Annotated in this window: 24 protein-coding genes; 20 read left to right on the plus strand and 4 right to left on the minus strand. The window is 65.4% G+C overall.

What is annotated here, in order from left to right; translation table 11 throughout:
• The first annotated feature begins 150 nt into the window (after positions 1-150).
• Positions 151-2,145 (plus strand): acetate--CoA ligase, encoded by a 1,995-nt coding sequence (gene acs, locus ACTIEY_RS08910; protein WP_439518756.1) that lies wholly within the window; start codon positions 151-153, stop codon positions 2,143-2,145.
• A gap of 69 nt (positions 2,146-2,214) precedes the next feature.
• Here the strand turns inward: acs and ACTIEY_RS08915 are convergent, their stop codons facing one another.
• Positions 2,215-2,520 carry a c-type cytochrome gene (locus ACTIEY_RS08915; RefSeq protein WP_086123939.1) on the minus strand — a complete coding sequence of 102 codons (306 nt, stop codon included), beginning with the start codon at positions 2,518-2,520 and terminating at the stop codon, positions 2,215-2,217.
• Between the two features lie 122 nt (positions 2,521-2,642).
• Between ACTIEY_RS08915 and ACTIEY_RS08920 the strand changes: the two genes are divergently transcribed.
• Positions 2,643-2,888: a TIGR04438 family Trp-rich protein gene (locus ACTIEY_RS08920; RefSeq protein ID WP_439518757.1), complete on the plus strand. Its 246-nt coding sequence runs from the start codon at positions 2,643-2,645 to the stop codon at positions 2,886-2,888.
• A 9-nt stretch (positions 2,889-2,897) separates the two neighbouring features.
• Here ACTIEY_RS08920 and ilvD read toward each other — a convergent pair whose 3' ends face one another.
• On the minus strand, positions 2,898-4,604 hold the full coding sequence (gene ilvD / locus ACTIEY_RS08925) for a dihydroxy-acid dehydratase (RefSeq protein WP_439518758.1): 1,707 nt from the start codon (positions 4,602-4,604) through the stop codon (positions 2,898-2,900).
• A 126-nt stretch (positions 4,605-4,730) separates the two neighbouring features.
• Between ilvD and ACTIEY_RS08930 the strand changes: the two genes are divergently transcribed.
• From ACTIEY_RS08930 to ACTIEY_RS08960, 7 genes are all read left to right on the plus strand, one after another.
• Positions 4,731-5,660: a LysR family transcriptional regulator gene (locus ACTIEY_RS08930; RefSeq protein ID WP_439518759.1), complete on the plus strand. Its 930-nt coding sequence runs from the start codon at positions 4,731-4,733 to the stop codon at positions 5,658-5,660.
• A 5-nt stretch (positions 5,661-5,665) separates the two neighbouring features.
• Complete coding sequence (gene lgt / locus ACTIEY_RS08935; protein WP_439518760.1) at positions 5,666-6,478, plus strand: prolipoprotein diacylglyceryl transferase; 813 nt, start codon at positions 5,666-5,668, stop codon at positions 6,476-6,478.
• A gap of 71 nt (positions 6,479-6,549) precedes the next feature.
• Positions 6,550-7,218: a GntR family transcriptional regulator gene (locus tag ACTIEY_RS08940; RefSeq protein ID WP_439518761.1), complete on the plus strand. Its 669-nt coding sequence runs from the start codon at positions 6,550-6,552 to the stop codon at positions 7,216-7,218.
• Positions 7,215-8,546 (plus strand): malonyl-CoA decarboxylase domain-containing protein, encoded by a 1,332-nt coding sequence (locus ACTIEY_RS08945; RefSeq protein WP_439518762.1) that lies wholly within the window; start codon positions 7,215-7,217, stop codon positions 8,544-8,546. Before ACTIEY_RS08940 ends, ACTIEY_RS08945 begins: the two co-directional genes overlap by 4 nt.
• Before the next feature lie 31 nt (positions 8,547-8,577).
• Positions 8,578-9,567, plus strand: coding sequence for a Bug family tripartite tricarboxylate transporter substrate binding protein (locus ACTIEY_RS08950; protein WP_439518763.1), 990 nt, complete (start codon positions 8,578-8,580; stop codon positions 9,565-9,567).
• Positions 9,564-10,331, plus strand: coding sequence for an enoyl-CoA hydratase/isomerase family protein (locus ACTIEY_RS08955; RefSeq protein ID WP_439518764.1), 768 nt, complete (start codon positions 9,564-9,566; stop codon positions 10,329-10,331). Before ACTIEY_RS08950 ends, ACTIEY_RS08955 begins: the two co-directional genes overlap by 4 nt.
• Positions 10,332-10,367: 36 nt before the next feature.
• Positions 10,368-11,921 (plus strand): malonate--CoA ligase, encoded by a 1,554-nt coding sequence (locus ACTIEY_RS08960; protein ID WP_439518765.1) that lies wholly within the window; start codon positions 10,368-10,370, stop codon positions 11,919-11,921.
• Between the two features lie 14 nt (positions 11,922-11,935).
• Here the strand turns inward: ACTIEY_RS08960 and ACTIEY_RS08965 are convergent, their stop codons facing one another.
• Positions 11,936-12,379 carry a universal stress protein gene (locus tag ACTIEY_RS08965; RefSeq protein ID WP_439518766.1) on the minus strand — a complete coding sequence of 148 codons (444 nt, stop codon included), beginning with the start codon at positions 12,377-12,379 and terminating at the stop codon, positions 11,936-11,938.
• A 109-nt stretch (positions 12,380-12,488) separates the two neighbouring features.
• Here ACTIEY_RS08965 and ACTIEY_RS08970 point away from each other — a divergent pair, with 109 nt between their 5' ends.
• From ACTIEY_RS08970 to ACTIEY_RS09005, 8 genes are all read left to right on the plus strand, one after another.
• On the plus strand, positions 12,489-14,843 hold the full coding sequence (locus ACTIEY_RS08970; protein WP_439518767.1) for a heavy metal translocating P-type ATPase: 2,355 nt from the start codon (positions 12,489-12,491) through the stop codon (positions 14,841-14,843).
• A gap of 9 nt (positions 14,844-14,852) precedes the next feature.
• On the plus strand, positions 14,853-14,990 hold the full coding sequence (gene ccoS, locus ACTIEY_RS08975) for a cbb3-type cytochrome oxidase assembly protein CcoS (protein WP_159606574.1): 138 nt from the start codon (positions 14,853-14,855) through the stop codon (positions 14,988-14,990).
• Positions 14,991-15,064: 74 nt separating this feature from the next.
• Entirely contained in the window at positions 15,065-16,504 is a 1,440-nt protein-coding gene (gene ccoN / locus ACTIEY_RS08980) for a cytochrome-c oxidase, cbb3-type subunit I (RefSeq protein ID WP_439519429.1), read from the plus strand.
• A 10-nt stretch (positions 16,505-16,514) separates the two neighbouring features.
• A complete protein-coding gene (ccoO, locus tag ACTIEY_RS08985; RefSeq protein ID WP_439518768.1) occupies positions 16,515-17,135 on the plus strand; it encodes a cytochrome-c oxidase, cbb3-type subunit II in 621 nt (206 codons plus the stop codon).
• Positions 17,136-17,152: 17 nt separating this feature from the next.
• Positions 17,153-17,293 carry a cbb3-type cytochrome oxidase subunit 3 gene (locus ACTIEY_RS08990; protein ID WP_439518769.1) on the plus strand — a complete coding sequence of 47 codons (141 nt, stop codon included), beginning with the start codon at positions 17,153-17,155 and terminating at the stop codon, positions 17,291-17,293.
• A gap of 26 nt (positions 17,294-17,319) precedes the next feature.
• The gene (ccoP, locus tag ACTIEY_RS08995) at positions 17,320-18,240 is read left to right on the plus strand and encodes a cytochrome-c oxidase, cbb3-type subunit III (RefSeq protein ID WP_439518770.1); all 921 of its coding nucleotides are present in this window, start codon (positions 17,320-17,322) and stop codon (positions 18,238-18,240) included.
• Between the two features lie 6 nt (positions 18,241-18,246).
• Entirely contained in the window at positions 18,247-19,698 is a 1,452-nt protein-coding gene (ccoG, locus tag ACTIEY_RS09000) for a cytochrome c oxidase accessory protein CcoG (RefSeq protein WP_439518771.1), read from the plus strand.
• A 31-nt stretch (positions 19,699-19,729) separates the two neighbouring features.
• Positions 19,730-20,023 carry a FixH family protein gene (locus tag ACTIEY_RS09005; protein ID WP_439518772.1) on the plus strand — a complete coding sequence of 98 codons (294 nt, stop codon included), beginning with the start codon at positions 19,730-19,732 and terminating at the stop codon, positions 20,021-20,023.
• Between the two features lie 4 nt (positions 20,024-20,027).
• On the opposite strand, the gene fnr is transcribed toward ACTIEY_RS09005, so the two are convergent.
• Positions 20,028-20,747: a fumarate/nitrate reduction transcriptional regulator Fnr gene (fnr, locus tag ACTIEY_RS09010; protein WP_439518773.1), complete on the minus strand. Its 720-nt coding sequence runs from the start codon at positions 20,745-20,747 to the stop codon at positions 20,028-20,030.
• A 129-nt stretch (positions 20,748-20,876) separates the two neighbouring features.
• Here fnr and hemN point away from each other — a divergent pair, with 129 nt between their 5' ends.
• The 3 genes from hemN to ACTIEY_RS09025 are packed head-to-tail and all read left to right on the plus strand — an operon-like array spanning position 20,877 to position 23,604.
• Positions 20,877-22,271 carry an oxygen-independent coproporphyrinogen III oxidase gene (hemN, locus tag ACTIEY_RS09015; RefSeq protein ID WP_439518774.1) on the plus strand — a complete coding sequence of 465 codons (1,395 nt, stop codon included), beginning with the start codon at positions 20,877-20,879 and terminating at the stop codon, positions 22,269-22,271.
• 13 nt (positions 22,272-22,284) lie between these two features.
• On the plus strand, positions 22,285-22,956 hold the full coding sequence (locus tag ACTIEY_RS09020; RefSeq protein ID WP_439518775.1) for a sulfite exporter TauE/SafE family protein: 672 nt from the start codon (positions 22,285-22,287) through the stop codon (positions 22,954-22,956).
• Between the two features lie 33 nt (positions 22,957-22,989).
• Positions 22,990-23,604 carry a 2-hydroxychromene-2-carboxylate isomerase gene (locus ACTIEY_RS09025; RefSeq protein ID WP_439518776.1) on the plus strand — a complete coding sequence of 205 codons (615 nt, stop codon included), beginning with the start codon at positions 22,990-22,992 and terminating at the stop codon, positions 23,602-23,604.
• The last annotated feature ends 4 nt before the right edge of the window (positions 23,605-23,608 follow it).

Below are 23,608 nucleotides of genomic sequence, written 5' to 3' on the forward strand. Positions count from 1 at the left end.
GGTGCGGGCTGGCGGTATTGTAGGTGCGCGACTGGTCGTATATTCGGGTTTCCCCCCAGCAGACCGGCGCCCTGTAAGTGGCTCGTAAGAGCCCTTGCGCACAGTCGCCGGCTGTCCCGCATCCGACAACACCATCCAGGAGACAAGCCCATGTCAGCGCCTTCGTCGTCGATCGAATCCACCCTGGTCGAAAACCGTGTCTTCGAGCCCACGGCGGCTACCGTCAAGGCCGCCAGGGTGTCGGGCATGGCCGCCTACCAGGCGCTGTGCGCCGAGGCGGACAAGGATTTCGAAGGATTCTGGGCGCGCCTGGCGCGCGAGACGCTGACCTGGCACAAGCCGTTCACAAAGACGCTGGACAGCTCCAAGGCCCCCTTCTACAAGTGGTTCGAGGACGGCGAACTCAATGCCTCCTACAACTGCCTGGATCGCCACATGGGCACGCCGGTGGAGAACAAGACCGCCATCATCTTCGAGGCCGATGACGGCGCGGTGACGAAGGTCACCTACAAGGAGCTGCTTGCGAAGGTGTCGCGATTTGCCAATGCGCTGAAGTCGCGCGGGGTGAAGAAGGGCGACCGGGTGGTCATCTACATGCCCATGACGGTCGAAGGCGTGGTGGCCATGCAGGCCTGCGCGCGCATTGGCGCCACGCACAGCGTGGTCTTCGGCGGTTTCTCGGCCAAGGCGCTGCAGGAGCGCATCCAGGACGCTGGCGCAGTGGCCGTGATCACCGCCAACTACCAGTTGCGTGGTGGCAAGGAACTGCCACTCAAGGCCATCGTCGACGACGGCATTGCCATGGGCGGCTGCGAATCGATCAAGAACGTCATCGTCTACCAGCGCACGCCCACCGCCTGCAACATGGTGGAAGGCCGAGACAGCTTCCTCCACGACGTGATGGCCAGTGCCTCCGATCAGTGCCCGGCCGAGATGGTGAGCGCCGAGCACCCGCTGTTCGTGCTCTACACCTCTGGCTCCACCGGCAAGCCCAAGGGCGTGCAGCACAGCACCGGCGGCTACCTGCTGTGGGCCAACCTCACCATGAACTGGACCTTCGACCTGCAGCCCGAAGACATCTTCTGGTGCACGGCCGATATCGGCTGGATCACCGGTCACACCTACGTGGCGTACGGCCCCCTGGCCGCCGGTGCCACGCAGATCGTGTTCGAAGGCGTGCCCACCTTCCCGAACGCCGGGCGCTTCTGGCAGATGATCGAGAAGCACAAGTGCACCATCTTCTACACGGCGCCCACAGCCATCCGTTCGCTGATCAAGGCCGCCGAGGGCGATGAAAAAGTGCATCCCGCGCGCTCCGACCTGTCCAGCCTGCGCCTGCTCGGCTCGGTGGGCGAACCCATCAACCCTGAAGCGTGGATGTGGTACTACAAGCACGTCGGTGGCGAGCGCTGCCCCATCGTGGACACCTTCTGGCAGACCGAGACCGGCGGCCACATGATCACGCCGCTGCCGGGCGCCACACCGCTGGTGCCGGGCTCCTGCACGCTGCCGCTGCCCGGCATTGCCGCGGCCATCGTGGACGAGGCCGGGAACGACGTGCCCAACGGCTCCGGTGGCATCCTGGTGGTGAAGAAACCATGGCCTTCGATGATCCGCACCATCTGGGGCGATCCGGAACGTTTCAAGAAGAGCTACTTCCCCGACGAGCTCAAGGGCTACTACCTGGCTGGCGACGGCGCGGTTCGCAGCGCCGATCGCGGCTACTTCCGCATCACCGGCCGCATCGACGATGTGCTCAACGTTTCGGGGCACCGCATGGGCACGATGGAGATCGAGTCCGCGCTGGTGGGTAAGACCGATCTCGTGGCCGAGGCTGCAGTGGTGGGCCGCCCCGACGATGTGACGGGCGAGGCCATCGTCGCCTTCGTGGTGCTCAAGCGTTCGCGTCCCACGGGTGACGAGGCCAAGGCCATCGCGAAGGAACTGCGCGACTGGGTGGGCAAGGAGATCGGGCCGATCGCCAAGCCCAAGGACATCCGTTTCGGCGACAACCTGCCCAAGACCCGCAGCGGCAAGATCATGCGCCGGCTCCTGCGCTCCATCGCCAAAGGCGAGGCGATCACGCAGGACACGTCGACGCTGGAGAACCCCGCCATCCTGGACCAGTTGTCCGAGAACAACTGACCGCGCCTTCGTCGGGCAACAAAAAACCCGCTGGATTCCAGCGGGTTTTCTTTGTGGTGTGACCGGAGCTTACTTCTGGCTGAGCACCCAGGCAGAGAGCTTCTTGGCGTCGGCTTCGCTGACCTGCGTGTTCGCGGGCATCGGGATGGCTCCCCACACGCCGGAACCACCCTTGATGATCTTGGCCGCCAGCGCGTCCACGGCCTTGGCATCACCGGCGTACTTCTTGGCCACGTCCTTGTACGAGGGGCCCACGAGCTTCTTGTCGACGGCATGGCAGGCCATGCAGTTCTTGCTCTTGGCCAGGGCTTCATCGGCCATGGCGGGCGCCGCCAGGGTGGTGATGGCAGCCATAATCAGGAAAGCACGTTTCATGGGGATTGTCCTTGTGAGTGATGCCGGGATCGGCATGGCGCGATTTTAACGAGTCAAGCCCCCTGGGAAACGACCGGTTACAGTTTCTTGTCGGCTTTGCCGGGCCTTTACTGGAGGTTGTGATGTATTTCCTGATCGCGGGCGTGATCCTGATGCTGATGAAGTACCTGGAGGTCGGGTTCGCCGTGGACCTTTCCTGGTGGTGGGTGCTCTCGCCCTTCGCGCTGGCCGTGGTCTGGTGGATCTGGGCCGATACCACCGGCTACACGCGCCGAAAGGCGATGGAAAAGATGGACCAGAAGAAAAAGGACCGCATCGACAAACAGCGCGAGGCCCTGGGCATCAAGCCCAAGGGCCGCTCGCGCTGATCTTCAGCGTCAATACGCGTCGAGCACCGCGCCCTTGCTGGCGCTGGAGGCATTGAAGGCGAACTTGGCCTGCACGCCGCGCGTGTAGCGTGGCGCGGGAGCCGTCCAGGCGGCCCTGCGCTTGGCAATTTCCGCATCGGGCACCTTGAGTTCCAGCAGGAGCTGGTGCGCGTCGATGGTGATCTGGTCGCCTTCCTCGATGAACGCGATGGTGCCCCCGGCAGCGGCTTCGGGCGCCACGTGGCCAACCACCATGCCCCAGGTGCCGCCGGAGAAACGGCCGTCGGTGATCAGGCCGACGCTTTCACCCAGGCCCGCGCCGATCAGCGCACCGGTGGGCGCCAGCATCTCGGGCATGCCCGGGCCGCCCTTGGGACCCAGGTAGCGCAGCACCATCACGTCGCCGGCCTTGATCTTTCCGTCGAGGATGGCCTGCAGTGCGGACTGCTCGTCGTCGAACACCCGGGCCGGTCCGGTCATCACCGGGTTCTTCAGGCCCGTGATCTTGGCCACCGCGCCCTCGGGGCTGAGGTTGCCCTTGAGGATGGCGAGGTGGCCCTGCTCGTACATCGGCTTGTCGATCGGGCGGATCACGTCCTGGTCCGTGCGCGGCACGTCGGGGACGTCCTTGAGCACTTCGGCAATGGTCTGGCCGGTGATGGTGATGCAGTCGCCATGCAGCAGGCCGGCTTTGAGGAGCACCTTCATCACTTGCGGAATGCCACCGGCCTTGTGCAGGTCCACCGCCAGGTACTTGCCGCTGGGTTTCAGGTCGCACAGCACCGGCGTGCGGTTGCGGATGCGTTCGAAGTCGTCGATGGTCCATTCCACTTCGGCGGCGTGCGCAATGGCCAGGAAGTGCAGCACCGCGTTGGTGGAGCCGCCAGTGGCCATGATCACCGCCACGGCGTTTTCGATCGCCTCACGGGTGACGATGTCGCGCGGCTTGATGTCCTTGCGGATGGCTTCAATCAGCACCTTCGCCGATTCCTTCGCCGAGTTCATCTTCTCGTCGTGCGGGTTGGCCATGGTGCTGGAGTAGGGCAGCGAAATGCCCAGTGCCTCGAACGCCGACGACATGGTGTTGGCCGTGTACATGCCGCCGCAAGAACCCGTGCCCGGAATGGCGTGCATCTCGATCTCACGCAGGTCGGCGTCGCTCAGGTTGCCGGCGGCGTTCTGGCCCACGGCTTCGAACACGCTCACGATGTTGAGGTCCTGGTCCTTCCATCGTCCGGGCAGGATGGTGCCGCCGTACACATAGATGGCAGGCACGTTGGCGCGCAGCATGCCCATCAGGCCGCCGGGCATGTTCTTGTCGCAGCCGCCCACCACCAGCACGCCGTCCATCCACTGGCCCCCCACGCAGGTCTCGATGCAGTCGGAGATCACTTCCCGGCTCACCAGCGAGTACTTCATGCCTTCCGTGCCCATGGCCATGCCATCGGAAATGGTGGGCGTGCCGAACACCTGGGCGTTGCCACCGGCCTCCTCGATGCCGGCAATGGCGGCGTCCGCGAGTTTCTGCAGACCCGAGTTGCACGGCGTGATGGTGCTGTGACCGTTGGCCACACCGACCATGGGCTTGGTGAAATCGCCTTCCTCGTAGCCCATCGCGTAGTACATGGAGCGGTTGGGCGCGCGCGACTTGCCTTGCGTGATGTTCGCGCTGCGGTGATTGATGGGTTGGATGGGGATGGTTTTCTTGTCGGCCATGGTGTGTCTCGTCGTGGGGCGTTGAAAGGGGGCAGGGCATAGGTGGGCCGCTGCCAGCCGCGAGTATGCGGGACGAGCCCTTGCGAATCCAATTGGTTCGGTGGGCTGAATTAATATGCGCAGCGTATGACTGAAGCAAAAAATCCGCTGCGCGTTGAATTGAGGCAATGGCGACAGTTCGTCGCCCTGGCCGAGGAGCTGCACTTTGGCCGCGCGGCCCGTCGGTTGCACATGACGCAGCCACCGCTGACCCAGGCGATTGCGGGCCTGGAAGAGGCGCTCTCGGTGCGTCTGTTCGATCGCACCAAACGCAGCGTGTCGCTCACGCCGGCGGGTGCGGCGTTGTTGCCCGAGGTGCGCGATTTGCTGGTGCGGGCGCACGGCCTGCCCGAAATGGCGCGCGCCGCATCCGCCGGCGAGGTGGGTCGGTTGCGCCTGGCCTTCGTGTCGACCGTGGGGTACGAACTGCTGCCTCGCTGGGTGCGCGCTTTTCGGCAGCGCTGGCCGCAGGTGGCGCTGGAGCTCACCGAGGCCACCGGCGATGTGCAACTCGATCTGATGGCGCGCGGGGAAGCGGACGCCGGGTTCATGCTCCATTCACCGGGGTTTGCAGTCGCCGGTCTGGCCCACGTGCGCATTGCCACAGAGCCGCTGGTGGTGGCGCTGCCCGAATCGCACCCACTGGCCGCCCTTGAGGCGCCGACACTGTCGGCGTTGCTGCTCGAGCCGCTGGTGATCTTCCCGCGTCGAATCCTGCCTTCCGTGCACGACGCCGTCTTCGGGCTCTATCAGGCCGCCGGGCGAGCGCCACAGGTGGCGCAGGAAGCCATCCAGATGCAGACCATCGTCAACCTGGTGTCGGCCGGGCTCGGCATGGCCTGGGTGCCTCAGAGCGTGCGGCAGTTCCAGCGCACGGGGGTGGTGTACCGCAGCCCGGCCATGCCGCGGGGTCGATCGCTGCCAGGTTGTGAAACCAGTCTGGTCTGGCGCGAAGACGCGGTGAATCCGGCGCTGAGGCATTTCATCGAATTCGCAGAAAGTGCCCTGCCACAATAAGCCCCATGCTTCAACATCCCCAGATCGACCCCGTGGCCCTGCAGATCGGGCCGCTCGCCATTCACTGGTATGGCCTGACCTACCTGGCTGCATTCGGCCTGTTCCTCTGGCTGGCGCGTCTGCGCTTGAACCATCAGCCCTTCGCCAGCGTCACGCACCCTTCCCCCTGGACGCGGCGCGACGTGGAGGACATTCTTTTCCTGGGTGTGATGGGTGTGGTGTTGGGTGGGCGCATTGGCTACTGCCTCTTCTACAAGCCGGCCTACTACCTGGCCAACCCCCTGGAGATCTTCGCCGTGTGGCAGGGTGGCATGAGCTTTCATGGCGGCATGCTGGGCGTGATGGTGGCCATGGTGTGGTACGCCCGCAGCCGCGGGCGGCCCTTCATGCAGGTCATGGATTTCGTGGCGCCTTGCGTACCCACCGGGCTGGCTGCCGGGCGCGTGGGCAACTTCATCAACGGCGAACTGTGGGGACGCGTGGCCGATCCGTCGCTGCCCTGGGGCATGGTATTTCGCGGCGCGGGTGACCTGCCGCGCCACCCTTCGCAGGTGTATCAGTTCCTGCTGGAGGGTGTGCTGCTCTTCGTGCTGCTCTGGCTCTATGCCCGCAAGCCGCGCGCGAGAGGGCAGGTGTCTGCCGTGTTCCTGATGGGGTATGGGGTGTTCCGATTCATCGCCGAGTATTTCCGCGAGCCCGATGCGCACCTGGGCCTGCTGGCGCTGGGCATGAGCATGGGCCAGTGGCTCTGTGTACCCATGATCGCTGCAGGCGCCTTCATGTGGTGGTGGTTCAGTCGGCGCACACCGTCCATCTGAAGTCAGGGTAAATCCCGGGTGACATGGCACTCGGGATTTTAAAAATTACCTGTAATTACAGATCATTACGGATGCGCCTGGTGCTCAACTCCCTCCACGACGAAGTCGCTGCCAAGCTGCGTGAGCGCATCTTTGCGGGGGAACTGGCGCCCGGCAGCTTCATCGACGAGCCGGCTTTGTGCACCTCTTTGTCGATCTCGCGCACGCCGTTGCGTGAAGCGCTCAAGGTGCTCACCGCCGAAGGCCTGCTGCGCCACGAACCACGCCGGGGCTGCTTCGTCAGCCAGATCACCGAGCGCGACCTGGACGAGATCTTTCCGGTGCTGGCGCTGCTGGAGGGCCGCTGCGCCTTCGAGGCCGCCACCCATGCCAGCGACGCCGAACTGATCGCCCTGGAGCAACTGCACGACCGGCTGAATCGCAGTGCCAAAGCCCGGCGCATCACGGACTACTACGAGGCCAACTTCGCCATCCACGAAGCCATCATCACGCTGGCCAACAACCGCTGGCTGGCCCAGGTGATTGGCGACCTGCGCAAGCTGGTGAAGCTCGCGCGCCTGCAGCAACTGCACGCGCCGGGGCGTCTGGAGCAGAGCCTCTCCGAGCACATGGCGGTGTTCGCCGCGCTGAAGGCGCGCGACGCCGAAGGCGCGGAAGCCGCCATGCGCACCCACCTCACGCGCCAGCGCGTGGCCCTGCGTGAGCTGGCGCGCAGCCAGACTTCAAGGCTCTCCGCATGAACACCACAGAATGGCTGAGCCAGAGCGTTTCCCGCCTGCGAGCGCCCAGGAAGCCGGCAGCGCCGCGATCCACCGACGAGCGCCTCAGGGCCACCCTGCGCCAGGACGACGAAGCCATGTCACCGCGGGCGCTGCGCCAGTCCCTCAAGGACCTCAAGGCCATCGTCGATCCGCTGGTGAGTGAGGTGGAAGGCGGGCGTCGTGCCCAGGCCATGATGGACTGGTACGCCAGCGCCGAGCTGGCGCACCGGCGCGACCTGTGGTTGCTCATGAGCGAACGGTTCGTGGCCGATCCGGCCCAGGTGAAGAAAGCCCAGGCGCAGTACGCAGCCGCGGTGGGCACGCCCGACGAAGCCGCGGCCGAAGTGCTCTATCGCCGCGCCACGGTGTCGCCCCGCCGGCGGCTGCTCCAGCGGTTCAGCGCCAACCCCGACGGTGTGCGCTTCCTGGTGGACCTGCGTGCCGAGATGCAGGCGCACCTCAAGGCCGACAAGCGACTGCAGGCGCTGGACGTGGAGATGGAGTACATGTTCTCCACCTGGTTCGATGTGGGCTTCCTAGAATTGCGCCGCATCACCTGGGACTCACCCGCGTCCCTGGTGGAGAAGCTGATCCGCTACGAAGCGGTGCACGACATCCGCAGCTGGACCGACGTGAAGAACCGGCTGGACAGCGATCGCCGCTGCTACGGTTTCTTCCATCCACGCCTGCCGGAAGAGCCACTCATCTTCGTCGAGGTCGCGCTCACCAACGAGATCGCCGACAGCATCACGCCGCTGCTGGACGAGTCTGCCGCGCCCGCCGACCTCGAGCGCGCCACCACGGCCATCTTCTATTCGATCAGCAACACGCAGACCGGCCTGCGCGGTGTGAGTTTCGGCGATTCGCTGATCAAGCGGGTGGTGGAGACACTGCACCAGGAATTTCCCCGACTCAAACAATTCGCCACGCTCTCGCCCATACCCGGCCTGCGCGCCTGGCTGAACAAGACCGCACCCGCCGAGCAATTGAAAGCGTGGGAGCGCGCCGACGAGCTGCCCGAAGGTTCGGAAGACCGGCGCGCGCTGCTCGGCTGGGCCGCCCGATACCTGGGGCAGGAACTGCAGGACGGCAAACCACTGGATGCAGTGGCGCGATTCCATCTGGGCAATGGCGCGCGCGTGGAGCGCCTGAACTGGGCTGCAGACCCTTCACCCAAGGGCCTGAAGCAGTCGCACGGGTTGATGGTGAACTACCTCTACGATCTGAAGCGCCTGGACAAGAACCGCGCCATGCTGGCGCAGGGAAAAATCCCGATAGCCGCGGCCATCAAAGAACATTACCTTTGAGGCCGCCATTTCAACCACAGGAGACAAAAGCATGAATCACACGCATCTGAACCGACGAGACGTCCTGCGAGCGGCCGCTGCGGGCGCCGCCCTCTACACCACGGTGGGCCATGCGCAGGCCACCTGGCCGAGCAAACCGGTGACGATGATCGTGCCGTTTCCTGCGGGCGGTGGTACCGATGCGTTTGCACGACCGATGGGCGCGCAGTTCACGCGCCTGACAGGCAAGTCGCTGGTGATCGACAACCGGGGCGGTGCGGGCGGCACGCTGGGTGCCGGCATCGCGGCCAAAGCTGCGCCTGACGGCTACACCCTGTTCATGGGCGCGGTGCACCACGCCATTGCGCCGAGCATGTACCCCAAGCTGGACTACAACATCGAGACCGACCTGGTGCCGCTGATCCTGGTGGCCAGCGTGCCACAGGTGGTGGTGGTCAACCCCAAGCGCGTGACGGCCGCAAACTTCAAGGAATTCCTCGCGCAGGCCAAGGCCAACCCGGGCAAGCTGAACTACGCCTCGGCCGGCAGCGGTACCTCGCATCACCTGGCAGGCGAGCTGTTCAAGCAACAGACCAACACCTTCATCACGCACATTCCCTACCGCGGCGCGGGTCCTGCGCTCAATGACCTGATCGCGGGGCAAGTCGACGTGATGTTCGACGGGCTGGGTTCTTCCGCAGGGCACATCAAGGGTGGTCGCATCAAGCCGCTGCTGGTCTCTGGCAAGCAGCGCAGCGCCGCATTGCCCGATGTGCCGTGTGCCGCGGAGATGGGGCTGCCCGATTACAACGTGACGACCTGGTACGGCGTGTGGGCACCCAAGGGCACGCCGGCGGACGCCCAGGCGCGTGCCATCGAAGAGATTCGCAAGGCCGTGAGCACGGACGAAGCCAAGGCGGTGTGGGCCAACCAGGGTGCGGAGTTCGCCAATGTGAGCGGGCCCCAGTTCGATGCGTTCGTGAAGAGCGAGATCCAGAAGTGGGCGCAGGTGGTCAAGGCCTCGGGCGCCAAGCTGGAATGAGCGGTCGGGTCCTCGAGGATTTCGATGGCCCGCTCGCGCGGGTCACGCTGAGCCATCCCGGCAAGTTCAACGCCATGTCGCGTGCGATGTGGCGCGAGCTGCGCTCGGTCTTCGAGTCGCTGCAGAGCCGCTCCGACCTCCGTTGCGTGATCGTGGCGGGGGAGGGCGGGCACTTCTGCGCGGGCGGCGACATCGCCGAATACCCGGACTTCCGGTTCGACGAGGCGGGCCTGCGTGAATTCCACGAAAACGATGTGTGGGGCGGCCTGGGTGCCATGCTGGCGTGCGACCTGCCTGTGGTGGCACAGATCGAGGGCAACTGCATGGGCGCGGGCGTCGAGATCGCCTGCTGTTGCGACATCCGGATCTCCGCGGACACGGCGCGCTTCGGCGCTCCCATTGCCCGGCTGGGTTTCCCGATGGCGCCGCGGGAAGCACAGCTGGTCCTGCGCGAAGCCGGGGCCGCCACCGCGCGCGAAATGCTGCTGGAGGCGGCGGTGCTGGATGCCGCGGAGATGAAATCCCGGGGCTTTCTGAACGCGGTGCTGCCCGCGCGCGAGGTGGCGGCACAGGCAGACGAGCGGGCCCGGCGCATGGCGCAACTGGCTCCACAGGCCGCCCGCCTGAACAAGCAGGCCTTGCGTGCCCTGACGGTTGCTCCGCCCGCCACCTCCCTGATCGACCAGGCCTACCGCTACGCCGTCAGCGCCGAACACCAGGAGGGCATTGCGGCCTTTCTGGGCAAGCGCCGCGCCGCCTTCTGATTCCTTCCGAGTTTCTGCAACGTTCACCGCAATCCCATGGACAACCACAACCTTTTTGCCGCACTGCGTGCAGCGTTTCCGGCCGATCTGGAGGCCACCGCCGTCGAGACCGTGGGCGGCGCCCACGCTGGCCTGCGCTATTCGTGGCGAGACCTGGATCGCGCCAGCGCGATGATGGCCAATCTGCTGGACTCGCTGAAGCTGCCGGCCGGCTCGCGCATTGCCGTGCAGGTGGAGAAGTCGGTCGAGGCTCTGATCCTCTACCTGGCCACGCTGCGGGCCGGGCACGTCTTCCTGCCCCTCAACACGGCCTACCAGGCCGGTGAGATCGAGTACTTCATCGGCAACGCCGAGCCCGCCGTGGTGGTGTGCAGCAAGGCCAACTTCGACTGGGTTTCCAAGATCGCCTTCAAGGCCGGCACCCGCCACGTGTACACGCTGGACGACGACCGCAGCGGTACCCTGCTCGACCGCGCCGCCCATCACAGCGATGTGCACACACCGGCCGTTCGACGGGCCGACGACCTGGCGGTCATCATCTACACCAGCGGCACCACCGGGCGCAGCAAGGGCGCCATGCTCTCGCACGTCAACATGCTGAGCAACGCGCAGGTGCTGCAAGAGTACTGGGGCTGGCAGCCCGATGACGTGCTCATCCACGCGCTGCCGATCTTCCACGTGCATGGGCTGTTCGTCGCCATCCATGGCGCGCTCATCAACGGCAGTCCCATGCTGTGGCTCAACCGCTTCGACCCGCGTGCCGTGGTGGAACTGTTCCCGCGAGCCACCGTGTTCATGGGTGTTCCCACGCTGTACGTGCGCATGCTCGCTGAACCAGGGCTCACCCGGCAGCAGGTGGCGCGCATGCGCCTCTTCGTATCAGGCTCCGCACCTTTGCTGATCGAGACCTTCGACGACTGGAAGGCGCGCACCGGTCACACGATCCTGGAACGCTACGGCATGAGCGAGACGGTGATGATCACCTCCAACCCCTACGCAGCGGACGACCGCCATGGCGGGCAGTCCGAGCGGCGCGGTGGAACGGTGGGATTCGTGCTGCCTGGCATCGAGTTGCGCGTGGTGGACGATGCAAATCAGCCGTTGCCTGCGGGTGAGATTGGAGGCATCCAGGTGCGTGGACCGAACGTGTTCAAAGGCTACTGGCGCATGCCGGAAAAGACAGCCGAGGAGTTCACGGCTGATGGCTTCTTCAAGACGGGCGACGTGGGGCGTGTCGATGACCGGGGCTATGTGAGCATCGTGGGACGCAGCAAGGACCTGATCATCTCCGGGGGCTACAACGTGTACCCGGCCGAGATCGAGGCCTGCATCAACGAGATGCCGGGCGTCGCCGAGAGCGCGCTGGTCGGCGTGCCGCACCCGGACTTCGGCGAGGTGGGCGTGGCGGTGGTGACCGTCAAGCCGGGTGCCGAGGTGAAGCCCGACGAGGTGGTGGCCTCACTCAAGTCACGGCTGGCCAATTTCAAGATTCCCAAGCGTTGTTTCGTGGTCGACGAGTTGCCGCGAAACACCATGGGGAAGGTCCAGAAGAATGTGCTGCGGGAGCAGCACAAGTCGCTGTTCGCCTGAGTTCCTGCTTCAGCTCAACGCAGAACCAGCACAGGAATGTGCGAGTGCGTCAGCACTTGCTGGGTCTCGCTGCCCAGCAGCAGTCGCTTGATGCCCTTGCGTCCGTGCGAAGCCATCACGATGAGTTCGCATTTGCTGCGTTTGGCGGCCGCGATGATGGCCTCGGCGATCAGGTCCGACTTCACGGTCATGGGTTTGACCTTGACCTCGAGCAACTGGCCTGCGGATTTCACCGCATTCACGGCGGCCATGCCCTCGTCGTGCCACTGCTTTTCGATGCGCGCGACCTCGGCCGCTGCCAATGCCACGCCGCCCTCGAAGTACGTCTGTGGATAGCGGGGAATCACCTTCAGGGCCACCACTTCGGCGCCCGTGAGGTCGGCCAGGCTGAGGGCGTGCTCCACCGCCTGCTGCGATAGCTTGGAGCCATCGGTGGCCACCAGGATGCGTTTGTACATGGCGTTCTCCTCGAAGTTGTTGGCAGAAAACCCAGCGTAACCAATGCCACGCCGGTCGGGCTTGACCTATGTCAAGGGCGCAAGGCGTCTCTGACCATACGCTACAGCCATGAACCAGGCCGTTGCCACGCTGCCGGTGGGGCCATTGCTGGCCGACGCGCCGTCCCTCCTTCCATCCGTCGACACCTCGACGGCGTCGACGGACTGGCTGGGCACGCACCGCGGCCCTCTGACGGTCACCGACGACTTCAGCGTGCTCGACGACCCCGAGGAGCAGAACGCGTTCACCGAAATGGCCGAGGAGGGCGGCCAGCGCCTCGCCGAGTCGGTGCTGGTGGTGCAGGGCATGTACTGCGCCGCCTGTGCCGACACCGTGGAGTCCGCGCTTCAGGACCTGCCGGGTGTGCGGCAGGTCCGCGTGCACGCGGCCACCCGGCGCCTGCGTGTGCAATGGGACCCGGCCGCCACGAAGATGTCGGTGCTGGCGCATGCCGTGGGCAACGCGGGCTACCGCTTGCTGCCGATGCAGCAGGCGCTGTCCATCAGCCAGCGCCTCCAGGAGACACGCCAGGCTCTCTGGCGCCTCTTCGTTGCCGGCTTCTGCATGATGCAGGTGATGATGTACGCGTGGCCGGCGTACGTGACCGAGCCCGGGGAGATCCCCGCCGACATCGAAGCCCTTTTGCGCTGGGCGAGCTGGGTGATCTGCCTGCCAGTGGTGTTCTTCGCCAGCGGGCCTTTCTTTCGCAGCGCGTGGCGAGATCTCCGGCGCGGGGGCGTGGGCATGGACACGCCCGTTTCGCTCGGCATCCTCATCACCTTCCTCGCCAGTTCGGCAGCCACCTTCGATCCCGCCGGCCCATGGGGTTCCGAGGTCTGGTTCGATTCGCTGAGCATGTTCGTTTTCTTCCTGCTGGGTGGTCGCTACCTGGAGCACAAGGCGCGCGACCGGACCGCAGGCGCTCTCGACAGCCTGATCAACCGGCTGCCCCAGGCGTGCGAAAGACAAGGCGCCGACGGCTCGTTCGAGCACATTTCCATTCGTCGACTGGCGGTGGGCGATGTGGTGCGGGTGTCGGCGGGCCAGGCATTTCCGGCCGACGGCGAACTGCTCAGCGAGCGTGCCACCGTGGACGAAGCCTTGCTCACGGGCGAGTCGCGCCCGGTGGCGCGCGAGCGCGCGCAGGCTGTGGTGGCGGGAAGTTTCAACCTGGGTGGCCCCGTGCTCGTGCGCGTGGATCGCGTGGGGACGGACACGCGGTTTGCACAGATCGTTCGGCTCATGGAGCAGGCCTCCACCGAAAAACCCCGACTGGCGTTGCTCGCCGATCGGGTCGCCGCGCCCTTTCTGATGCTGGTGTTGCTGGCGGCGGCGGTGGCGGGCGTGTACTGGTGGCAGGTGGATCACACGCAGGCGCTGGCCGTGGCTGTGGCGGTTCTGATCGTCACCTGCCCCTGCGCGCTGTCGCTCGCCACCCCGGCGGCCATGCTCGCTGCGGCCGGCGCCCTGGCACGCCGTGGCGTTCTGGTGCGCCGCCTGCAGGCCTTCGAGGTGCTGGCTGGCGTGAACACCGTGGTGTTCGACAAGACCGGCACGCTCACCCACGAAGGGCTCGGGCTGCACGACGTGATGACGCGCCCCGGCCTGTCAAGAGACGAGGCGCTCGCCGTGGCCGCGGCACTGGCAGAAGGTTCGCTGCATCCGGCATCTCGCGCCGTCGTGGCGGCGGCGCGCATCCGTGCTCTGTCGCTGCCGCCTTTGTTCGAGCGCGCTGAAGTGGCGGGTCGGGGCATGCAGGCGCTGCGGCCCGATGGCTCTTTGCTCCGCCTGGGTTCGGCCGCTTTCTGTGCCGTGCCTGCGCATCAAGGCGATTCACCGGCGGTGCACCTGAGCGATTCGCGCGGCTGGCTGGCCAGTTTTGTCCTGCAGGAGTCCGTGCGCGCCGATGCCGCCCAAGCCGTGGCAGCGCTGCGCGCGATGGGCGTGCGCACCTGGCTGCTGTCGGGGGACCGTGCGGACGCAGCGGCGCGCGTGGGCCTGCTGGTGGGCGTGGATCACGTCATTTCAGAAGCCACACCGGAACGCAAGCTGATGGAAGTGGCTTCGCTGCAGGCCCGCGGGCTCAAGGTCGCGATGGTGGGCGACGGTCTGAACGACGGACCAGTGCTGGCCCGCGCCGACACCTCGTTCGCGCTCGGCCATGCGGCGCCGCTGGCGCAAGCGCAGTCGGACTTCATCATCCAGGGCGCGCGGGTGATGGACGTGGTGAGAGCGCTGCGCCACGCGCGGTCGACCCTGCACATCGTGCGCCAGAACCTGGGGTGGGCAGCCGCGTACAACGCGATCAGTGTTCCCCTGGCGTTGGCGGGCTACATGCCTCCCGCGCTGGCGGGGCTGGGCATGGCAGCGAGTTCGCTGCTGGTGATCGGCAATGCGCTGCGCCTGGCACGCGGCGACGACTGAAGGCCCGCCATGGACATCCTGTACCTCCTCATCCCGCTCTCCGTGCTGCTGGTCTTCGGAATCATCGGCGTGTTCTGGTGGGCGCTGCAATCGGGACAGTTCGACAACATCGAACGCGAAGGCGAACGCATCCTGAAGAGCGATTGACTTAGGTCAAGGCGAAACCACAGCACCTTGCGCACACTGGCTTCAGTGACATTTGCGAGGAGTTCTGTATGTCCATGACAAGCAAGGCCGGCCAGTTGACGGTCTACAACGACAAAGTGGTTCGGCAGTTCGCCATCATGACGGTGGTGTGGGGCGTGGTGGGGATGCTGGTGGGGGTGATCATCGCTGCACAGCTCACGTGGCCGGCGCTCAACCTGGGCATTGAATGGCTGTCCTACGGGCGCTTGCGTCCGCTGCACACGAACGCGGTGATCTTCGCGTTCGGTGGTTGCGGTCTGTTCGCGGCGAGCTACTACGTGGTGCAGCGCACCTGCCAGACGCGCATCTTCTCCGACGGTCTGGCCGCCTTCACCTTCTGGGGCTGGCAACTGGTGATCGTGCTCGCCGCCATCACGCTGCCGCTGGGCCTGACGCAAGGCAAGGAATACGCGGAACTCGAATGGCCCATCGACCTGCTGATCGCGGTCGTGTGGGTGGCGTACGCCGTGGTGTTCTTCGGCACGATCGGCATGCGCAAGGTTCGGCACATCTACGTGGCCAACTGGTTCTTCGGCGCCTTCATTCTGGCCGTGGCGATGCTGCACATCGTCAACAGCGCGGCCCTGCCGGTGGACATGTTCAAGTCGTACTCGGCCTATGCCGGCGTTCAGGACGCCATGGTGCAGTGGTGGTACGGCCACAACGCGGTCGGCTTCTTCCTCACGGCCGGCTTCCTGGGAATGATGTACTACTTCATCCCCAAGCAGGCCGAGCGGCCGGTGTACTCGTATCGCCTGTCCATCGTGCACTTCTGGGCGCTGATCTTCACTTACATGTGGGCCGGCCCGCACCACCTGCACTACACCGCGCTGCCCGACTGGACGCAATCGGTGGGCATGGTGTTCTCGCTCATCCTCCTTGCGCCCAGCTGGGGCGGCATGATCAACGGCATCATGACGCTCTCGGGCGCCTGGCACAAACTGCGCGACGACCCGATCCTGCGGTTCCTGATCGTCTCGCTCTCGTTCTACGGCATGTCGACCTTTGAAGGTCCGATGATGTCGATCAAGACCGTCAATGCCCTGAGCCACTACACCGACTGGACCGTGGGCCACGTGCACAGTGGCGCCCTGGGCTGGGTGGGCCTGGTGACCATGGGCTCGATGTACTACCTGATCCCGCGCCTGTACGGGCAGAAGAAGATGTACTCGGTGCCCGCCATCGAGCTGCACTTCTGGGTGGCCACCATCGGCATCGTGCTCTACATCGCTGCGATGTGGATCGCGGGGGTGATGCAGGGCCTGATGTGGCGCGCTGTGAATCCCGATGGCAGCCTGACGTACACGTTTGTGGAATCGGTCAAGGCCACCTTCCCGTTCTACGTCATTCGCCTGCTCGGTGGCCTGCTGTACCTGGGCGGCATGCTGGTGATGCTGTGGAACACGGTGATGACCGCCCGCAGCGGCCAGGCGCAGGAAGTCCGCATTCCCGCCATCAATCCCGCACACGCCTGAGGAACTCACCATGGCCAACAACAAACCAGGTTTCACGCACGAGCGGATCGAGACCAACAACTTCCTGATGATCGTGCTCATCGTGCTGGTGATCGCCGTCGGCGGTCTGGTGGAGATCGTTCCGCTGTTTTTCCAGAAGTCGACCACGCAGCCTGTGGAGGGCCTCAAGCCCTACAGCGCGCTGCAGATCGTTGGCCGCGACATCTATGTGCGAGAGGGTTGCTACAACTGCCACTCTCAGATGATCCGACCGTTCCAGGCGGAGACGCTGCGATACGGCCACTACTCGGTGGCGGGCGAGTTCGTCTACGACCGGCCCTTCCAGTGGGGCAGCAAGCGCACCGGCCCCGACCTGGCGCGCGTGGGTGGTCGCTACAGCGATGAATGGCACCGCCTGCACCTGACCAATCCACGCGATCTGGTGCCCGAATCCAACATGCCCGCCTACCCGTGGCTGGAGAAGAAGACGGTGAACGAATCCGGCGTTGCACGCCGCATGGACGTGCTGCGCACGCTGGGCGCGCCCTACACCGACGAAGAGGTGGCCGCATCGAGCACCGATGTCAAGGGCAAGACGGAGCTTGATGCACTCATCGCCTACCTGCAGGTGCTCGGCACCTCCATCAAGTAAGCCACACGGAGCACACCATGGACCTCAACGACCTGCGCAGCATCGTCACCGTCGTCAGCCTCCTGACCTTCCTGGGCATCGTGGCCTGGGCCTGGTCCAGGCGCAACAAGGATCGCTTCGACGAAGCCGCACGCCTGCCCTTTGAAGACGAAGCCTGAACGCGGCCCCGAACAAGAGAAACATCATGAGCGACTTCACTAGCAACTTCTGGGCGATCTATGTCGCCGGGCTCACGCTGGCCAGCATCATTGCCTGCGTGATCCTGCTCTGGGTGAGCGGCACCACCAAGGTGGCCGCGTCGGCCGACAACACCACCGGCCACGTCTGGGACGGCGACCTGCGCGAGATGAACAACCCGCTGCCGAAATGGTGGGTGTACCTCTTCATCATCACGGTGGTGTTCTCCCTGATCTATGGCGTGCTCTACCCGATGTTCGGCACCTACCAGGGCGTGCTGGGCTGGTCGTCCATCGGACAGCACAAGGCCGAAGTGGAGAAAGTCGAAAAGGCCATCGCACCGATCTACGCGAAGTTCGAAACCATGACGCCAGAGCAGCTGGCCGGCGACAGCGGCGCCATGGCGATTGGCGAACGACTCTTCATGAACAACTGTGCGCAGTGCCACGGCTCGGACGCCCGCGGCGCTCGCGGGTTTCCCAACCTCACCGACAGCGACTGGCTCTGGGGTGGCGATCCGGCCGTCATCAAGACCACGCTGACCGAGGGAAGGATCGGCGTGATGCCGCCCATGGCCGCCGCCGTGGGAACGCCCGAAGACGTGCGCAACGTCGCGCACTATGTGCTCAGCCTGTCGGCCACGCCGCATGACCCCGTGCGCGCGGTGCAGGGCAGGACGAAGTTCGGTGCGTGCGCGGCCTGCCATGGCATGGACGGCAAGGGCAACGCCGCCATGGGTGCACCCAACCTCACCGATGGCACGTGGCTGCATGGCTGGGGTGAAGAGGCGATCGTGCGCGCGGTGACCAATGGCTTCACGAACCAGATGCCTGCCCAGGCCGGCAAACTCAATGCCGACCAGATCCAGGTCCTGACGTCCTATGTGTGGGGCATGTCGAACAAGACCACCGCCGCCGCCGCCAACTGAAGCGTCGTGACCAACGCTCATCCAGGCGCCAGCGCCCCCCGCACCATCATTCCCATCGTCCCGGCGCCCGCCGGTGACGATGAGATGGTTTCGCTCTACGCCGCCCGGGAGAAGATCCACCCGCGCTCGGTGTCCGGCTTCTTCTCCAGATGGCGCTGGCTCACGGTGTGGATCACGCAGATCGTCTTCTACGGCCTGCCCTGGCTGGAATGGAACGCCCGCCAGGCGGTGCTGTTCGACCTCGAGGCGCGCCGCTTCTACCTCTTCGGCCTGGTGCTGTATCCGCAGGATTTCATCTACCTCACGGGCCTGCTGGTGATCTCGGCGCTTTCGCTGTTCCTGTTCACCGCGGTGGCGGGCAGGCTGTGGTGTGGCTTCGCGTGCCCACAAACGGTTTACACGGAAATCTTTCTCTGGATCGAAAAGAAGGTCGAGGGCGATCGCTCTGCGCGCCTTCGGCTCGACGGTTCAAAGCTGTCGCGCGCCAAGTTCGGCAAGAAAGCGCTCAAGCACGCGCTGTGGATCGGCTTTGCCATGTGGACCGGCTTCACCTTCGTCGGCTACTTCACGCCCATCCGCGACCTCGGCGCGCTCACCGTGGCCGCAGCGCTCGGTCCGTGGCAGACCTTCTGGGTGCTGTTCTACGGCTTCGCCACCTACGGCAATGCCGGCTTCCTGCGCGAGCAGGTCTGCAAGTACATGTGTCCGTACGCGCGCTTCCAGAGCGCGATGTTCGACAAGGACACCATGATCGTCACTTACGACATGCAGCGCGGGGAGCCGCGCGGCGCGCGCTCGAAGAAGGCGGATCCGGTTGCGCTGGGCCTGGGTGCCTGCGTGGACTGCACCCTGTGCGTGCAGGTCTGCCCCACCGGTATCGATATCCGCAAGGGACTGCAGTACGAATGCATCGGTTGCGCAGCGTGCGTGGACGTGTGCGATGACGTCATGGACAAGGTGGGCTACCCGCGCGGCCTCATCCGGTTCTCCACGCAGAACGGCGTGGCGCAGGGTTGGAACACGCGACAGATGCTTCAGCGCGCGCTGCGCCCGCGCGTGCTGGTCTACACCGGCATTCTCCTGTCCATCACGCTCGCGGTGGGTGTCAGCCTGTACCTGCGCACGCCGCTCAAGGTCGATGTGATCCGGGATCGGGGTGCCCTGGCCCGCACGGTGGAGCAGGGACGCATCGAGAACGTGTTCCGCCTGCAGATCATGAACGCCACCGAGTCGCCACAGCGGTACGTCATCAGCGTGTCCGGCTTGCCGGGCATCACGCTGGCATCGGACGCCGAAGTGGACGTGTTGCCGACTGAGGTGCGCTCGGCCGCGGTGCGGGTGCAGGTGCCGCCTGGCGCCGCCAGCAGCGGGTCGCATGCCATCCAGTTTGAAATCCATTCCAGCGGCGATGCCGTCGCCCGCGTCACCGAAAAAGCTGCCTTCGTCGTGCCCCGATGAAGCGCCTGTCCACACCTTCCAGGAGCACCCCATGAACCCGACCGCACCCACTGCTCTCAAGACGTCGAACCTCGCCTGGTGGCGCGTGCCGCAGATGTGGCTGGTGGTGGGCGGGCCGCTGGTGGTCGTGGTCGCGAGTCTCACCACCGCATGGATCGCCGTGCACAACGCCGATCCCGTCCTGGACAAGGTCGCTTTCCAGCGCGACCGGCAGGCCGCGATGGCGCTGGAGGGGCAGGCGAGGGCGGACGCGCTGATCAAGCTGCAGCCGGCCCACCAGGCCCGCAACCATGCGGCTTCGCCGGTGGTGCCGGCGGAGCGCTAGCGCGTCAGCCGCAGTTCTGGGGATTGACGATCTGCCGCAGCGCTTCCGTGTCTTTGATGTGCACGTAGCGCTGTTTGACGTCGACGATGCCGTCCTCCACGAATTTCGAGAAGGTGCGGCTCACCGTTTCGAGCTTCATCCCCAGGTAGCTGCCGATTTCCTCGCGCGTCATGCGCAGCACGAATTCGGACTGCGAGAAACCCCGCGCGTGCAGCCGCTGGACCAGGTTCAGCAGGAAAGCCGCCAGGCGTTCCTCGGCGCGCATGCTGCCCAGCAGCAACATCACCCCGTGGTCCCGCACGATTTCCCGGCTCATGATCTTGTGCACGTGGTGTTGCAGGGTGGTGAACTCGCGCGAGAGCTCCTCGACCTGATCGAACGGCATGATGCACACCTCAGCGTCTTCCAGCGCAATGGCATCGCAGGAATGGCGGTCGCTCACGATGCCGTCCAGTCCGATGATCTCGCCCGTCATCTGGAAGCCTGTCACCTGGTCGCGGCCATCGGCGGTGGTGACACAGGTCTTGAAGAAACCTGAACGCACGGCGTAGAGCGACGTGAAGGTGTCTCCCACATTGAAGAGCGCGCTGCCGCGCTTGACCCGCTTTCGGGTGGAAATGACGCGGTCGAGCTTGACCATTTCGTCCGGGTTGAGCCCCATGGGCAGGCACAGCTCGCGCAGGTTGCAGCTTGAGCAGGCGACTTTGATGCTTTGGGCGTCCATTGGCAGTCCGTTCGTTCTCCAAAGACCGGAGCATACGCCTACCGGTAGGCACCGAAGCGCGGAATTCGAACCCACTGGATTGACGAGGATCAAGGCGGCGGCCTTCTGACTGCGGCAAAGTGAGCCCCTATGGAGAACATTCCCGTGAGCCACGCCATTTCCGACGATCTGCTCAGGCGCTTCGATGTGCCCGGGCCCAGATATACCTCGTATCCCACGGCAGATCGGTTCGTGGAGGCGTTCACCGAGGCCGACTACATCCAGGCCCTGAAGCAGCGCAGCGCCGGATCGATGGCCTTGCCGCTTTCGCTCTACGTGCACATTCCGTTTTGCGAGTCGGTCTGCTACTACTGCGCGTGCAACAAGGTGATCACCCGTCACCACGACCGCGCTGCGCAGTACCTGCGCTACCTGGCACGGGAAGTCGAACTGCAGGTGGCGCATTTCGGGCAGGGCCACGCGGTGTCGCAATTGCACCTGGGCGGCGGCACGCCCACGTTTCTGTCGGACGCGGAGCTTGAAGACCTCATGGCCATGCTCAGGCGCCATTTCACACTCGCACCTGGCGGCGAGTACTCGATCGAAGTGGACCCGCGCACCGTGACCGAGGATCGCCTGCGCTCCCTGGCCAGCCTGGGATTCAACCGCCTCAGCTTCGGGGTGCAGGATTTCGACCCCGCCGTGCAGAAGGCGGTGCACCGCGTGCAGCCGGCCGATCAGGTGTTTGCCCTGGTGGAGGCGGCCCGGCGCATCGGCTTTGAGTCGGTCAACGTCGATCTGATCTACGGCCTGCCGCTGCAGACGCCCGAATCATTTGCACGCACGCTGGCACAGGTGAATGCGCTGCGGCCCGATCGCATCGCGCTGTACGCCTACGCGCACCTGCCGTCGCGCTTCAAGCCGCAGCGCCGCATTGCAGCCGCGGAGTTGCCGAGTGCCGGCGACAAGCTCTCCATGCTGTCGGCTTCGCTCGACGCTCTGATGGGCGCAGGCTATGTGTACGTGGGCATGGATCACTTTGCGCTGCCCAATGACGCGCTGGCGGTGGCCAAGCGCCAGGGCCGGCTGCACCGGAACTTCCAGGGCTACAGCACGCAGCCGGATTGCGATCTCATCGGCCTGGGCGTGTCCGCCATCGGCCGCATCGGCGCCACTTACAGCCAGAACGCAAAGACCTTGGCGGAATACGGCGACCTGCTCGACCAGGGGCGACTGCCCATCGTGCGCGGCATGGCGCTCACGAGAGACGACCTGCTGCGCCGCGCGGTCATCATGTCGCTGATGTGCCAGGGTGAACTGCAGTTCGAGTCGTTCGAACTCGGCCACCTGGTCGACTTCCGGCGCCACTTCGAGCGCGAGCTCGCGGTGCTCGCTGGCATGGCCGAACAAGGCCTGGTGACCCTGGGAGCCAACGGCGTGCAGGTGACGGAGGCAGGCTGGTTCCTCGTGCGCGCCATCGCCATGGTGTTCGACAAGCACCTCCAGGTGGATCAGGACCGCGCCAGGTTTTCACGCATCATCTGAAGACAGGCCTTCCATGCAGACTTCCATGACCATCACCGCGCTTTTCATGGGGCTGGTGGGCGGCCCGCACTGCGTGGCGATGTGCGGCGCGGCCTGTGCCGGTATCGGCAAGGCTGCAGGTGCGCGCAGTACGTCCGCGCTGCTCACCTTCCAGCTCAGTCGCATGGTGGGTTACGCCCTGTTCGGGGCGCTGGCCGCCGGGTCCGTGCAGGGGCTGGCCTGGCTGGGCACGCACACCGCCGTGCTGCGTCCGGTGTGGACCATGTTCCACGTGGCGGCGTTGCTGCTTGGCGGCGTGCTGTTGTGGCAGGCGCGCCAGCCCGCGTGGATCGAGAACCTGGGCCGGACCGTGTGGCGAAAGGCCAGGCCGGCGCTGGGCAGGCTGGGACCGCGCGCGCCCGTGGTGCTGGGCATGGGCTGGGCACTCATGCCTTGCGGGCTGCTGTATTCGGCCCTGCTGGTCGCGTCGCTTTCGGCCAGTGCGGTCGAGGGTGCGGCCCTCATGGCGCTGTTTGCGCTCGGCACCTCGGTCTCGCTCACGGCCGCACCGTGGGTGATGCTGCGCCTGAGAGGCGCGCGTTCCGGCGCCTGGGCCATGCGTCTGGCCGGCCTGGCCCTGGCGCTCACCTCCGGCTGGGCCATCTGGATGGGCATCACGCAACCCACCGGGCTGTGGTGCGCATGAATCGGCTGAGGCGCGATTGGGGATACTGTGCGCATGAAGCACGCAGAACCGATCGATTTCTACTTTGATTTCCTTTCCATGTACGGCTACTTTGCGAGCCTTCGCATCGAAGCCATCGCCGCTCGCCACGGGCGCGAAGTGCGCTGGCACAGCATGTTGCTGGGCGTGTCGGTCATGAAGACCATGGGCCTCAAGCCGCTGCTGGAGACACCGCTCAAGGGCGACTACGTCATTCGGGACAGCCTGCGCTACATGCGGCGTCACGGCCTGCAGCTCCAGCGACAGCCCGCCGACCCGATGATGGATCCGCGACCCGCCGCGCGCGCCTTTTACTGGTTGCGGCATGAACACCCCGGCACGGAGGTGGCGTTTGCCCGGGAGGTGCTGGACCGCTACTGGCGACAGGGCATGGACCTCGGTGACCCCGACGCGGTGGCCCACATCGCGCCGCTTCTGGGTCTACGGACCGATGCAGTTCGAGAGGGCATGGAGAGCGAACTGGCGCGCGACGAACTCCGCGCGGCGGTGGCTGCGTCACTGGAGCGCGGTGTCTTTGGCTCGCCGTTCTTCTTCATCGACGGCGAGCCTTTCTGGGGCTCGGATCGGCTGGAGCAGGTGGACGACTGGCTCGCGACGGGCGGCTGGTGAGTTG

It is taken from the genome of Hydrogenophaga sp. (assembly GCF_051858985.1).
Taxonomy (GTDB): domain Bacteria; phylum Pseudomonadota; class Gammaproteobacteria; order Burkholderiales; family Burkholderiaceae_C; genus Hydrogenophaga.

What these genes read in the sequence shown, in the direction of transcription:
- ccoP (WP_439518770.1), top strand. Translation starts at nt 17,320, where the DNA reads ATGAGCGACTTCACTAGCAACTTCTGGGCGATCTATGTCGCCGGGCTC.
- ACTIEY_RS08960 (WP_439518765.1), top strand. Translation starts at nt 10,368, where the DNA reads ATGGACAACCACAACCTTTTTGCCGCACTGCGTGCAGCGTTTCCGGCC.
- hemN (WP_439518774.1), top strand. Translation starts at nt 20,877, where the DNA reads ATGGAGAACATTCCCGTGAGCCACGCCATTTCCGACGATCTGCTCAGG.
- fnr (WP_439518773.1), bottom strand. Translation starts at nt 20,747, where the DNA reads ATGGACGCCCAAAGCATCAAAGTCGCCTGCTCAAGCTGCAACCTGCGC.
- ACTIEY_RS09020 (WP_439518775.1), top strand. Translation starts at nt 22,285, where the DNA reads ATGCAGACTTCCATGACCATCACCGCGCTTTTCATGGGGCTGGTGGGC.
- ACTIEY_RS08970 (WP_439518767.1), top strand. Translation starts at nt 12,489, where the DNA reads ATGAACCAGGCCGTTGCCACGCTGCCGGTGGGGCCATTGCTGGCCGAC.
- ACTIEY_RS09025 (WP_439518776.1), top strand. Translation starts at nt 22,990, where the DNA reads ATGAAGCACGCAGAACCGATCGATTTCTACTTTGATTTCCTTTCCATG.
- ccoO (WP_439518768.1), top strand. Translation starts at nt 16,515, where the DNA reads ATGGCCAACAACAAACCAGGTTTCACGCACGAGCGGATCGAGACCAAC.
- ACTIEY_RS08990 (WP_439518769.1), top strand. Translation starts at nt 17,153, where the DNA reads ATGGACCTCAACGACCTGCGCAGCATCGTCACCGTCGTCAGCCTCCTG.
- ccoS (WP_159606574.1), top strand. Translation starts at nt 14,853, where the DNA reads ATGGACATCCTGTACCTCCTCATCCCGCTCTCCGTGCTGCTGGTCTTC.
- ACTIEY_RS08950 (WP_439518763.1), top strand. Translation starts at nt 8,578, where the DNA reads ATGAATCACACGCATCTGAACCGACGAGACGTCCTGCGAGCGGCCGCT.
- ACTIEY_RS08920 (WP_439518757.1), top strand. Translation starts at nt 2,643, where the DNA reads ATGTATTTCCTGATCGCGGGCGTGATCCTGATGCTGATGAAGTACCTG.
- lgt (WP_439518760.1), top strand. Translation starts at nt 5,666, where the DNA reads ATGCTTCAACATCCCCAGATCGACCCCGTGGCCCTGCAGATCGGGCCG.
- ACTIEY_RS08945 (WP_439518762.1), top strand. Translation starts at nt 7,215, where the DNA reads ATGAACACCACAGAATGGCTGAGCCAGAGCGTTTCCCGCCTGCGAGCG.
- ACTIEY_RS08940 (WP_439518761.1), top strand. Translation starts at nt 6,550, where the DNA reads ATGCGCCTGGTGCTCAACTCCCTCCACGACGAAGTCGCTGCCAAGCTG.
- ACTIEY_RS08915 (WP_086123939.1), bottom strand. Translation starts at nt 2,520, where the DNA reads ATGAAACGTGCTTTCCTGATTATGGCTGCCATCACCACCCTGGCGGCG.
- ACTIEY_RS08955 (WP_439518764.1), top strand. Translation starts at nt 9,564, where the DNA reads ATGAGCGGTCGGGTCCTCGAGGATTTCGATGGCCCGCTCGCGCGGGTC.
- acs (WP_439518756.1), top strand. Translation starts at nt 151, where the DNA reads ATGTCAGCGCCTTCGTCGTCGATCGAATCCACCCTGGTCGAAAACCGT.
- ACTIEY_RS08965 (WP_439518766.1), bottom strand. Translation starts at nt 12,379, where the DNA reads ATGTACAAACGCATCCTGGTGGCCACCGATGGCTCCAAGCTATCGCAG.
- ilvD (WP_439518758.1), bottom strand. Translation starts at nt 4,604, where the DNA reads ATGGCCGACAAGAAAACCATCCCCATCCAACCCATCAATCACCGCAGC.
- ACTIEY_RS09005 (WP_439518772.1), top strand. Translation starts at nt 19,730, where the DNA reads ATGAACCCGACCGCACCCACTGCTCTCAAGACGTCGAACCTCGCCTGG.
- ACTIEY_RS08930 (WP_439518759.1), top strand. Translation starts at nt 4,731, where the DNA reads ATGACTGAAGCAAAAAATCCGCTGCGCGTTGAATTGAGGCAATGGCGA.
- ccoN (WP_439519429.1), top strand. Translation starts at nt 15,065, where the DNA reads ATGACAAGCAAGGCCGGCCAGTTGACGGTCTACAACGACAAAGTGGTT.